9 protein-coding genes are annotated in these 12295 nt (G+C 46.3%); all 9 read right to left on the reverse strand.

All coding sequences use genetic code 11. The annotated features are described in order from the left end of the window. Positions 1 to 12: 12 nt before the first annotated feature. Positions 13 to 819, reverse strand: a complete 807-nt coding sequence (locus tag MKY01_RS24995) for a DUF4097 family beta strand repeat-containing protein (RefSeq protein WP_339287261.1) — start codon at positions 817 to 819, stop codon at positions 13 to 15. 21 nt (positions 820 to 840) lie between these two features. Next, a complete protein-coding gene (locus tag MKY01_RS25000) occupies positions 841 to 1506 on the reverse strand; it encodes a TetR/AcrR family transcriptional regulator (protein WP_127551060.1) in 666 nt (221 codons plus the stop codon). A gap of 148 nt (positions 1507 to 1654) precedes the next feature. Beyond that, entirely contained in the window at positions 1655 to 3454 is a 1800-nt protein-coding gene (locus MKY01_RS25005; RefSeq protein WP_339284029.1) for an ABC transporter ATP-binding protein, read from the reverse strand. Between the two features lie 73 nt (positions 3455 to 3527). Further along, on the reverse strand, positions 3528 to 4826 hold the full coding sequence (locus MKY01_RS25010; RefSeq protein ID WP_127551056.1) for an NCS2 family permease: 1299 nt from the start codon (positions 4824 to 4826) through the stop codon (positions 3528 to 3530). Positions 4827 to 5070: 244 nt separating this feature from the next. Next, entirely contained in the window at positions 5071 to 5829 is a 759-nt protein-coding gene (locus tag MKY01_RS25015; protein WP_282320412.1) for a tRNA threonylcarbamoyladenosine dehydratase, read from the reverse strand. Positions 5830 to 5847: 18 nt separating this feature from the next. Then, positions 5848 to 7626, reverse strand: coding sequence for an aspartate--tRNA ligase (gene aspS / locus MKY01_RS25020; RefSeq protein WP_036616911.1), 1779 nt, complete (start codon positions 7624 to 7626; stop codon positions 5848 to 5850). A 213-nt stretch (positions 7627 to 7839) separates the two neighbouring features. Continuing rightward, entirely contained in the window at positions 7840 to 9093 is a 1254-nt protein-coding gene (gene hisS, locus MKY01_RS25025) for a histidine--tRNA ligase (protein WP_036616908.1), read from the reverse strand. A gap of 784 nt (positions 9094 to 9877) precedes the next feature. After that, positions 9878 to 11146: an SEC-C metal-binding domain-containing protein gene (locus tag MKY01_RS25030; RefSeq protein ID WP_339284032.1), complete on the reverse strand. Its 1269-nt coding sequence runs from the start codon at positions 11144 to 11146 to the stop codon at positions 9878 to 9880. 631 nt (positions 11147 to 11777) lie between these two features. Then, on the reverse strand, positions 11778 to 12224 hold the full coding sequence (locus tag MKY01_RS25035) for a hypothetical protein (RefSeq protein WP_036616903.1): 447 nt from the start codon (positions 12222 to 12224) through the stop codon (positions 11778 to 11780). Positions 12225 to 12295 lie beyond the last annotated feature (71 nt).

A 12295-nucleotide genomic window follows, 5' to 3' on the forward strand; every position in this document is an offset into this window, starting at 1 on the left:
ACGAACAGTCTCTCATTTCCTGGATTTTAGATGAAAAACTCCTCCTCGAATATCCACTTGGAATTCACTTTTTCCACTTTTGTGTATTAGACAGTTGCTGTCCCCATGAAGGGGAGTCAAATCAAATTCGCTTTTTAACGCTCCTGATCTTCTTTTAAGTAAAATTCGGAAACCTTCGTTATCTGGAATGGAAACCACTACTTTTGATCCTGTGGATACGGAATGCAAGCTCTCCGGCATCTTGAGACAATCCATATTCAATCCTCTGCCTGTAGTTGTATACTGCAAGTGACGGAATTCCCCTGATATGTCGATCTTGGCTGAACTGGATTGAAGATTGAATTTATCTGCACTAAGGTGCTGCCCTTTCACTATCGATGCCAATGCGCACAGTTCAAGCTCATCCATCCTCCCTGATAGGTCTACACTACCTGAGGTGATCTTACATTGACAGCGAGTGGCCAGAAGCCGATTCAACCGGAGTTGTCCTCCTGTGGAGTTTAGTAAAATACGATCAAAAACCCGATCAGGAAGCTGAATCTCCAATGCTGTTCTAGCAATATTTATTCCAACGAGGCCTCTCCTTTTTCTCCCGTCTACAATGCTTAAGGTATCCCCTCGTATGTTAACTTGCATCAGCCTTCGCTTAGAAAAGCACGCATCCGCATATTGCATAACGTGAATCAGTTCATCCACACTCGGAAGAACTCTGATATCTCCTGACAACCAATTTAACTGTATATCATGAATGGGTTGATCAATGTCTATGCTCTTGCATATGGCAAGCTCACTACTTTTCAACATCTTTTCCCTCTCCATTTCAAACAATCAGGTATATGTTTATTCCGCCTCCGCATAGCCTCCTGTGCTGGCATGGCGATTCGTAATTCGCTGAATGAGCTGTTCGCTAACGATATCTGCTCCCAAGAGCTTCATCATGTGTTGCAAAAACTTAAGCCTTTCCAATGTCTGCTCCTGATCTCTGCCAAAAAGAAGAGGGTTAATCCAGATATTAACGAGCAACATGAAGATTTCAGCACACTCCAGCGGATATTCGACTGAAATGGACCCATCTTCCTTGCCTTGTTCCATAATATTGGAAATAATTCGTGCATCCTTCAGAACACCTTTTCTGATCCCTCCAAGAACAAACTGCGGATTCTTGATCTGAGTGCTTAGAACCTGATCAATTGAGTTGGACTGGATTCCAGGATCAACGATAATATTTTCCAAAATACTGATGAGCTTCTGCCTGGCATTCGGAGCATGCGTGTTCTGGATGAGTTCCATAAACATGTCTTCTGCGCGCCCAAGCTCCTTCTCCATCACAGCACTAAGGATATCCTCCTTGGATTTGAAATGATGATATATTGCACCTTTGGACATACCTAATTCATCTATAATGTCTTGAATACTGGTCTTTTCATATCCCTTTTCGGTAAACATTTGAGTTGAGACAGTCAGAATCAGGTCCAGTGTCTGCTCAGGATATTTATTTCTGGCCATAAGTTCCTCCTTATACATACCAACGGTCGGTATCTATAATATAGAGTATGTTGGTCTTATTGTAAATATGAGGAATTTAAAGGATGAGCAAAAAGGATCTCCGTTGAAATACCTCATGGGTATTACGGAGACCCTGCATTAATGAGAATTACTCTTCGTTTTGTACTGTAGTTGCATTGCCTTCCTGTGCCACAAACTGTTTCTGCGCTAATTCACGGTATACCGGATGATTGCTAATTAATTCCGTATGAGTTCCTGTTCCGGTAACATGCCCATGCTCCAATACAACAATCTGATCGGAATCCACCACTGTGGACAATCGGTGCGCGATCACGATCGTAGTTCTTCCTTCCATCAGATTGGACAATGCTTGCTGTACTTCATACTCCGAGGTGCTGTCCAGACTGGATGTCGCTTCATCCAACATAAGAATATCCGGACTGCGCAGTAAGGCACGAGCAATAGCAATCCGCTGACGTTGGCCCCCGGATAACTTGATTCCCCTCTCGCCCACTTCCGTGTCATAGCCCTGTGGCAGCTTGTCGATAAAGTCGGCAGAATAGGCCATCTCAGCAGCTCGCCGGATCTCATCCATCGTGGCCTCACGACCTAATCCGTACGTGATGTTGTCTTTGATCGTACCCGCCATAAGTGGACTTTCCTGAGATACATACCCAATCTTGCTGCGCCAGGAGGCCAAAGAATAATCTGTTATGGCTTGTCCCCCATATGAAATATGGCCTGTATCGGGCATATAAAACTGCTCCATCAAAGAGAACAGTGTTGATTTGCCGCTACCGCTTGGACCGACAATGGCTGTCACTTTTTGTGTAGGTACCGTCAAATTGATTCCGTGCAACACTTCCTCACCTGTAACATAGGAAAAATGTACATCATGGAATGCAATCGTCTCATTTCCTTTTGGCGCTACCTTAGTGCTGTCATGTGGCTCTTCCTCATCGGCAAGGATCGCTTGTATGCGCTCCGTTGCACCTACGACTTTTTGCAAACGAGAGTATAACGTCGTGAATTGTCCCATTGGCATAATGACCTGGAACAACAGTAAAATGAACGCAACCAGTTCACCAGGCGACAACAGTCCAGACGCTACGCGCATTCCCCCCACACCCAGAATAACGACTAGAACGGCAGTCATGACAAATGTAAACAAAGGACCGATCAGAGCAAGAATGCGCGCTTCCTGCAAGCCAAAAGCAAACATTTTACGAATCCGGGAATCTCCTGCTTCCACTTCCTGTTTCTCCGTTCCGTAAGCTTTCACCAAGCGGATCTCGCCAATAACCTGACTGAGCACGGACGTAAGACCAGCCATCTCATCCTGCTGCTTCTTGGAGATCTTGTACATTTTCTTCCCGACCGGCAACAGAATCAACAGCGTAAGCGGCACCAGACTCAGAATAATGAGCGACATCACCCAATCCAAGTAAAATAGTAATGCCACGCCACCCACAACAGCAACGATGTTGGATACAAAGGAAACCAGATAATCCGCGATCAACGTCATGATCTGGCTTGTATCATTCGTAATCCGGCTCATCGTATCGCCTGTACGATTCCGATCGAAATATGGCATTCGCAGCGACAATACCTTGTTCCACAGCTTGGTGCGAAGTGTTGCGACCACCCGTTGTCCGGCGTAATTTAACATATAAATGCTAATACCCGAGGCAATCGCCTGAATCACAAATGCCCCAAGCAATAACAAAATAACAGATTTGTTCAATGCCGAAGTGGTTAATCCATCAATCAGACCTTTGGTCATCAATGGCACGATCAGTCCGGCTGTAGTTTGAATCAGGGTTAAGATGAGGGCCAGAATCAAGATCAGTTTTGGCGGGTTCGTGGAGGCGATAAGCTTGACGAAATCCTTAAATCCCTTTTTTCCTACCTTCGGTTCATTCTGCCCTGCTTGTTGCTGCTCTTCCATTCCCGTTCCTCCCGTTCTCCATCTGCTCACCAGAGATCATACGTATGAACTTACATGACGTTGCCTTTTGTTATTACAAAACTCCATGCAACACAAAGTTGGCTAAAAAGAGGATGGAAATGCCATACATGACCACAGGCACCTGTTTACCTTGACCTGCTGCCAGCTTCGCTAATGGATAGGCAATAAATCCAAACGCCATACCGTCCACGATGCTATATGTAAATGGAATCATGACCATGATCAGAAATGCTGGAAATGCCTCTGTGAAGTCACCAAAATCCATATCTTTCACACCTTGTACCATCAGGCCACCAATAATGATCAAAATGGGCGCAATTGCACTGTCCGGAATGTAACCGAGGAGCGGGATGAAGAAAAAAGTAGCTCCGAATAACACGGCTGTAACGAGCGGAGTCAAACCTGTGCGACCGCCTGCTGCAATTCCGGCTGTAGTCTCGGCTGCAGCAACTGGAGGGCTGCTTCCGAATACGCCTGCCAGTACGGTACTAATGGATAGTGCGCGTAGACTTCCTTTGAACCGCTCTGGACGACCAATCATCTGTGTCTGAGCGGTAATTAATCCGATATTTTCGAACACCACAATTAGCAGTAGCAAAAATACAGCGATCCAGAATGCAACATCAGCCAGTTTCATCAAAGATAATTCGCCAAACAAGCCGCCGTATTGACGCAGCGCATCCATAGCTGATACGGACTCACCCGGGTTCACTGCACCAAGTACATAGGCAAGGCCTGTCCCGACCAGAATACTGATCAGAAGTCCACCCTGTACGTTACGTATAAATAAAATCAAGGCAAGCACCAGCGTAACGCAGGCTGTAATGACATTGGGATCATTGAAATGCCCAATCGCAACAAACGTGGTCTGATGTGCGATAACGATTCCACTTTTTTGCAAACCGATAAATGTCAGAAACAAACCAATCCCGACCGTAATGCCATGCTGCAGATTTTTCGGGATTGCTTCGCTGATCATTTTGTATAGTGACGTAAACGCAACAATGGCAAACAGTACACCTGTAACGGTTACAACGGCCAGCGCTTCTTGCCAGCTTAATTTCATGGAATGTACAAGTGTATACGTGAAAAATGCATTAATCCCCATTCCGGGTACTACGATAATCGGTGATTTTCCGCCAAATGCCATGAGCAAACATCCTGCAATGGACGTCAGCAGTGTTCCAACCATAGCTGCCTGCAAAGGCATCCCGGCATCGGAAAGAATTGTAGCATTGACCATAACGATATAGACCACGGCAAAATAGGAAATGGCTCCCGCCACAACTTCCTTCTTCCACTGGTCTCCTGGCTCCATGCCAAGACGTCTGGTCATCCATCCGTGTTTCATTTCGTTCTATTCCCCTCTCTGTAGCCGCAAATTCATTATGTATGTATCATCATTTCGCGCAGCAGTGAATATCATACACGGTTTTGACTTTGAAGTACATGACGTAACTCTGACATTTATCTAGGAATACAGTTCGGCTATCATAGACGATTGACGTCCCATCCGCTCCTCTCTTGCGAAGTATGATCACACAAAAAAGCGCAGATGCCTTATCAGCATCCACGCTTCTTCAGTTGGAAACAAGTTACAGCTGCTTGTTCTCTGCAATTTCTAACAAATCCTTAATCGCAACACTGACCATAATCAGTCCGGCTACCGGAGGCACAAATGAGTTACTCGCAGGTGGCTGTTTAGCCTTGCGAATTTCCGGAGCATTCTCGGGAACGATTTTTTGTGTTACATCCTCACGCGGTTTCATCGGCTTTTCAGTCGAGAAGACCACTTTCACACCTTTTTTGATGCCGTCTTTACGAAGTGTCGTACGCACAACACGGGCAATCGGGTCCATGGTCGTTTTCGAAATATCTGCAACCTGGAATTTCGTCGGGTCCATTTTATTCGCCGCACCCATACTCGAAATCATCGGAATTTTACGTTTCAGGCACTCTTTAATGAGATGGATTTTGTAGATAATCGTGTCGGATGCATCCAGCACATAATCCAGATCATATTTGAACAATTCCTCATATGTTTCTTCCGTGTAAAACATATTCAGGGCAATTGCATCACATTCCGGATTGATCAGTTTCACACGTTCCACCATCAGATCCGCTTTTTTCTGCCCCACTGTCGTAGTCAGAGCATGAATCTGGCGGTTAATATTGGTGATGTCCACGACGTCCTTATCAATCAGGATGATACGCCCAACGCCGCTACGGGCAAGAGCTTCTACAGCAATACCACCTACGCCGCCAATACCGAGCACAGCGACTGTACTATTCTTCAACGTGTCCAGACCTTCAGGTCCGATCGCAAGTTCTGTTCTTGAAAATTGATGGAGCATTGAGAATCGATGCCTCCTTTATTTCTTTTCCGCTACCGGTTTACGGGCTACGCGGATATGCAGTTGTTCCAATTGTGAGTCATCCACTTCGGATGGTGCATTCATGAGCAGATCCGTTGCACTTGCCGTTTTCGGGAAGGCAATCGTTTCACGCAGATTCGTGCGGCCCGCCAGCAACATCACGAGGCGGTCCAGACCAAAGGCAATACCACCATGCGGTGGAGTTCCATATTCGAATGCTTCCAGCAGGTAGCCGAATTTCTCATTCGCTACTTCTGTAGAGAGTCCAAGGGCAGCAAACATTTTCTCCTGAACATCACGTTTGTAGATACGCATCGAACCGCCACCTACTTCATAACCATTGAGAACAAGGTCATAGGCTTGAGCGCGGATTGCACCTGGATCTGTGTCAAACAGATGTACATCTTCGTCTTTTGGACGAGTGAACGGATGGTGTTCTGCCACATAACGTTTCGCATCTTCATCATATCCGAGGAGTGGGAAGTCCACAACCCAAGCAAATTTGAATTTGCTGTCATCAATCAGACCCAGTTGACGGCCGATTTTCAGACGCAGTGCGCCCAGAACGTCAGCAACCACTTTTTTCGTGTCTGCGGAGAAGAGCAACAAGTCTCCATCTTCAGCACCAGTGCGCTCTTTGACAGCTTCGATTTCTTCAGGCGTGAAGAACTTCACGATTGGCCCTTTGAACTCGCCGTCTTTCACTTGAATCCAAGCCAGACCTTTAGCACCGTATCGTGCAGCAAATGGTCCGAGATCATCGATCTCTTTACGACTCCATGTACCACAGCCTTTAGCGTTCAGCACTTTCACTTCTCCACCTTTTTCGATGACAGAAGCAAATACTTTCACACCACTGTTTGCTACGATATCGTTCATTTCAACCAGTTCCATACCAAAGCGCAGATCTGGTTTGTCTGAACCGTATTTACCCATTGCATCTGCATACGTAATCCGTTGGAAAGGCAGTTCCAGCTCAATTCCTTTGGTTTCACGCAGCAATTTGGCCATCAGTTCTTCCATCATTGGCAGCAGGTCATCCTGTTGCAAGAAAGAAGTCTCGATGTCGACTTGAGTGAATTCTGGTTGACGGTCTGCACGCAGATCCTCATCCCGGAAACAACGAGCGATCTGATAATAACGCTCAACGCCACCCACCATCAGCAACTGTTTGTAGATTTGTGGGGATTGTGGCAAGGCGAAGAATTCACCTTCATGCACACGGCTCGGTACGAGATAATCACGTGCACCTTCCGGGGAGCTCTTAGTCAGGATTGGTGTTTCCACTTCAACGAACTCTTCTCCATCCAGGTAGTCACGGAACACTTTGGATGCTTTGGAACGCAGTTTCAATGTTTCGAACATTTCCGGACGACGCAGGTCCAGGTAACGATATTTCAAACGAAGGGATTCATCAACTTCGACACCATCTTCAATGAAGAATGGAGGTGTTTTGGCTGCATTGAGCACTTCGATTTCTGTGATTTGAACTTCAATTTCGCCAGTAGGCAGGTTTTTGTTAACTGTTTCAGCATCACGTTTAACGACTTTACCCGTTACAGCGATAACATACTCGCTACGTACGCGATCTGCGATTTGCAGAGCTTCACCGGAATAAGCCGGGTTAAAGACAACTTGTACAATCCCGCTGCGATCACGCAGGTCGATGAAGAGTACGCCCCCCAAGTCACGACGGGTCTGAACCCAACCGTTCAATGTTACTGTTTCACCGATGTGTGCGGGTGTTAATGCGCCGCAATGATGACTTCTTTTCATAACCAAACTCCTCATTATGTGAATTTCCGTTCTGTATGGGCAGTTAGTGCCTGCTCTTCAACAGTCCGGTTACGTGTAGACCATGTATTCGAAAAGGCATGTTACCTCTGGCTCGCCAACTTCCGCTTAATTGGAATCGTTGGTGAACCTCAGTAATTTTGCCGGATCAATTGTTTTACTCGAAAGTTTTGATCTTAATGTAACACTTCGTGCTTATTTACCTTCGCGAATTGCCTCTACCAAATCATCAAGCTTCACGGTTTGTTGCTCACCCGTATCCATTGATTTGAGGGCGATCTCACCACGCTCCAGCTCGTCATCACCAAGGATGGCAGTGTAGCGGGATTTGAAACGGTCAGCTGATTTCATCTGTGCTTTCATCTTGCGACCCAGATAATCACGTTCCCCAGACAGTCCAGACTGACGAAGTTTGAACAACAGACGGTTCACTTCACGATCAGCTGCCTCTCCCAGAGCAACAAAGTACACATCCAGTGGAGCCAGCGTAGTGACCTCAATATTTTGGTGCTCCAGAATCAGTTGAATACGCTCCAGACCAATACCGAAGCCAATACCCGGCTGATCAGGTCCACCGATATCTCCAACGAGACCATTGTATCGACCACCGCCGCCAACGGTATCAATTGCTCCAATACCTTGGGCTTTTAATTCAAAAGCAGTCAGTGTGTAATAATCCAAGCCCCGTACCAGACGATTGTTCACAGCATAATCCACACCGAAATCATCCAGGTATGCCTGCAGCTTGGCAAAGTGATTCAAAGACTCTTCATCCAGGCTATCCAGTATGGACGGTGCCCCAACGAATTTGTCCTGATCGACTTTACAGTCGAGTACACGCAGCGGATTACGCTCCATGCGGGACTGGCAGTCCTTGCACAGGCTGTCTTTCATCGGTCTGAGGAACCCAAGTAACGTCTCGCGGTATTCTGCTCGGCTGGTTGAGTTACCAACGGAGTTGATCTCCACTTTGACATCCTTCAAGCCGAGCTCGACGCACAACTGGTAACCTAGTGCGATTACTTCGGCATCAATCGCAGGGTCCAGCGCACCGATGGCTTCTACACCAAACTGGTGAAATTGACGCTGACGACCTGCCTGGGGACGCTCATACCGGAACATTGGACCGATGTAATAGAGCTTGCTCACATCCGGTTCACCGTAGATTTTATTCTCTACATACGCACGGACAACACCCGCTGTTCCCTCCGGACGAAGAGTCATGCTACGATTTCCTTTGTCATCAAAGGTATACATTTCTTTTTCAACGATATCGGTAGTCTCTCCTACACCGCGTACAAATAAAGAAGTCTGTTCGAAGATCGGTGTACGAATCTCACGGTAATTAAACCGTCGACACAGATCTCGTGCTTTTTCTTCTACGTACTGCCATTTCTCGACAACTCCAGGCAGTAAGTCCTGCGTTCCAGTCGGTTTTTGAAAAGCCATCTTGATCCCTCCAGCATTGATTTTTTTCTCTAAAAGTTAAAAAATTCTACACGTGATCACTGCGCGGGCAGAACAACCTTACAATCGCTGTTATCCCCAGATTTTTTGAATTAATTTTATAATGTGGAAATCTGGTGATAAAGGCGAACGCTTCGCTTTTACAGGTTTTTTCTGCCCTCTCCGTTTTCGTGTATTTCTTTTAAATCAACTTATATAACAAAAAAATCCCTCGCCCTGTCGCTGTATATACAGCAAACAAAGGGACGAGAGATTGTGTAATATACATTCACCCGTGGTACCACCCACATTCCGGAAACCTGACACTTTAGCCGTTCAGGTGATCTCTGATGATTCAAGATTGCATACAGCACCCTGATCAAGCAGATATTCCGCTCTACGTATAACGCACGTCCTGCGCAGGCCAGCTACTGGTCACCAGATCATCTCTGCTGTGTTCGCCGTCTGTTCTCGGGGAAGTCATTCGTCCGCTCATCAAGAGAATCCTTACAGCCTTGGGATTCCTCTCTGGTCATGTGGGCACGGAGTACTTGGTCCCGTCATCAAATCAGTAATATAGTTCAAAAATCGACTTGTATTGACTATAGTCAACGTATTATTTTCTGATTGTAATGAACCGCAGTGCTAAAGTCAAGGGTTAACACGAAAAGATAGCTCTAAAAAATTTTACTCACACGCTGCACCGGATGGGGGAGTGACAGAAATCACGGATAATAGAAGCTGGATTCATCATATGAATTCCAACTTCTATTCGCTTCTTATTCCTCTATTGTTGCAGCATCCACTTCAACAGATCCGGCGCGCTCGCCCATAAACGGGAATGCATAATGACATATTCAATCGCTTCGTCGGAGTCGCCCATGCCGACAAAATCAGGGAGGTTATGCGGCAACCGCTTTAAACCCAACAGGTAATCAGGCACATGTTTGTTCACACCCCGGGCCACACGGTACAGCATTTTGAGCTGGGAGGTGATTCCGTTTTTCTTATACTCCAGAATGATCTTGTCATAGGCAAAGGCCGTTGCGGCGTCACCTCTTCCATACTCCTCCAGCAATTGCTCTGCCTGATCCAATTGGTTGCTGTACAAATACACAGCAGCGAGCAGGTAACGTGCTCCGGTATTGTCTTCCGTATTAAGCTCTAGCATATGCTCCAGGATCTGTGCTGCTTCTTTCGTATCTCCACCAAACCAGCAGGATTCGGCATAACTTTTGCATATCCGGATATAGGGACGAGTCTCATGAAGCCCCCAGAAGTCCCCTTTGTTCTCCTCAAAGAACAGTTCGCCCAGTTCACGTTTGCCAGCAGCGATTCCTTCCTTGAGGTAAGATCGTGCATCATTCTCATTGTCCGATTCCTCAGCTAGAATAAGATATGCATCAGAGCTGTCGGGATACATCTCCAGCGCTGTTTCCGCCAGATGTACTCTCCGTTTGGAAGAGCTCGCTTCCCTCGCCTTAGACAGCAGAGCCTGTGCTTTGTCTTTCGATGTGCCTGGACCGTTCAGCATCAATAGCTCGTCCGTTTCACCGCCCATGCCGTATTCTTCGATGTAACTATTCATCTCCTTAACCTTCCGGGAGATCGTGCCTGTTGTTACCTCATATTTATCAGCCAGCTCAGCCTTTGAGACATGGAAGCCGTATTCCTCGGACAGCAAATACTCAATTGCAGCAGAGAACGAGCCTGTCTTCTTCACAGTAGGGCGGGTCTGACGGGAGTAGCCGTTCCATAACACCAGAGCTTCCAAAATTACCTCGGGCTCGTATTGGCTCCTCATGTTCTCAATAGTCTGCAGGGCCAGCTGTTCGTGAGCCGGGTGCTCCCATTTCAAATCGCTTGCCACCATCTTTTTCAGCTTGGTCAAGGTCAGTTTGCTCTCAGGCTGCATGGAGGCTTCCCGAACCGGTTGCTCCGTTGATATTATCCCCAGTATGGATTCTACTGCAGAGGACTCCTTGTTCAGACAACATTTCTTATATTTTTTCCCACTACCGCATGGGCATAAATCATTTCTTCCAACCTTACTCAAAACTAATTCCCCCTTAAATCTGTCTCTAGCCATTCGCATGAGAACTCTGTTGCTTTAGCATTGTAGGTGTCAATTCTCAAACGAGGCATTCTATATAACTTTCAAATTCCATCGATCAAGCAGAAACGGTTGCCCCGTACTTATATAAAAAAGGTGGGGCCGTTTCAGCGAGTATATGTTCATCTGGAATATGACGGATCACTCTGGCGATGAGTTCCTCATACTCTCTGTCATAGGATTGGATTCGTCTGAACCCAATCACTGGAGCTAGATTTACCGTCCAATGTAGCCCAACTATGAAAACAATTCGCTGTAGAATATATAAACCCATCTCTCTATTCTAGCAAAAATTGAATAAAGGGGTAAGCTCTGCCCAAAACATACATATTCTCAGCTCAAAAAAAATAGCCTGCACACGGTGTGCAGGCTCAAAGGATATATAAAAAAAGGGGGTCATGTGTGTTATTATAAGCCCACTATGTTAAAGGCTTATGTATCTAATATTACAGTAATATTACAAAAATGATAGCGCTTTATAAATTAGTTTTTTAATATCCTCATGATCAAAAAGCCCTTGCACATCACTCGACTGTGTGGTCGAGCAGTGCAAGGGCCAAGAAGTATCTACACGTTAATTCAAATCTTCCACATAGGCATGGTTGGAACGAAGCTTATGAACAATCTCGTCATAATCCTCATCCCTTACTTTGGCAGACAGAACATAATGCAGATCATCATAATCGGCCGAAGACACATCTGCAGCATTCAGCAGGTCTCCATCCTCATTCACTCTGTCACGAGTATCCCGTTCTGCATCACGGTCCACATTGGCTACTACAGGGATCACATTTTCGCTAGCTGGAACACCAGGGGCTGCACCTACACCCATTGCTCCGTTGGTGCCTACGCCACCTGCTGTATTATAAGGCACCAGTGGCACCATAACACGCGTGTCTCTACCTACCGCACTGTCCAGTTGACCTACTTCCAAATGCTCTGTACGGAACGTCTGAAGTGAAGTTCTTGCTCCCTCTGCCTCGTCCTCGGTTCGAAAATACGCCTGAATATGTTTTGTCATGTCAAACCCTCCTTTTTCGGAATGAAATGCAACGTGAAGTTTCGTAACCCCACGATGTAACGTAGTTAAGA

This window comes from Paenibacillus sp. FSL R5-0486, from assembly GCF_037975155.1.
Classification (GTDB): Bacteria; Bacillota; Bacilli; order Paenibacillales; family Paenibacillaceae; genus Paenibacillus; species Paenibacillus amylolyticus.

Bases quoted from the DNA above. Each gene is read 5' to 3' on its own strand.
- MKY01_RS25035 (WP_036616903.1), bottom strand. From the start codon at position 12,224: ATGACAAAACATATTCAGGCGTATTTTCGAACCGAGGACGAGGCAGAG.
- MKY01_RS25010 (WP_127551056.1), bottom strand. From the start codon at position 4,826: ATGAAACACGGATGGATGACCAGACGTCTTGGCATGGAGCCAGGAGAC.
- aspS (WP_036616911.1), bottom strand. From the start codon at position 7,626: ATGAAAAGAAGTCATCATTGCGGCGCATTAACACCCGCACACATCGGT.
- MKY01_RS25000 (WP_127551060.1), bottom strand. From the start codon at position 1,506: ATGGCCAGAAATAAATATCCTGAGCAGACACTGGACCTGATTCTGACT.
- hisS (WP_036616908.1), bottom strand. From the start codon at position 9,093: ATGGCTTTTCAAAAACCGACTGGAACGCAGGACTTACTGCCTGGAGTT.
- MKY01_RS25015 (WP_282320412.1), bottom strand. From the start codon at position 5,829: ATGCTCCATCAATTTTCAAGAACAGAACTTGCGATCGGACCTGAAGGT.
- MKY01_RS24995 (WP_339287261.1), bottom strand. From the start codon at position 819: ATGGAGAGGGAAAAGATGTTGAAAAGTAGTGAGCTTGCCATATGCAAG.
- MKY01_RS25005 (WP_339284029.1), bottom strand. From the start codon at position 3,454: ATGGAAGAGCAGCAACAAGCAGGGCAGAATGAACCGAAGGTAGGAAAA.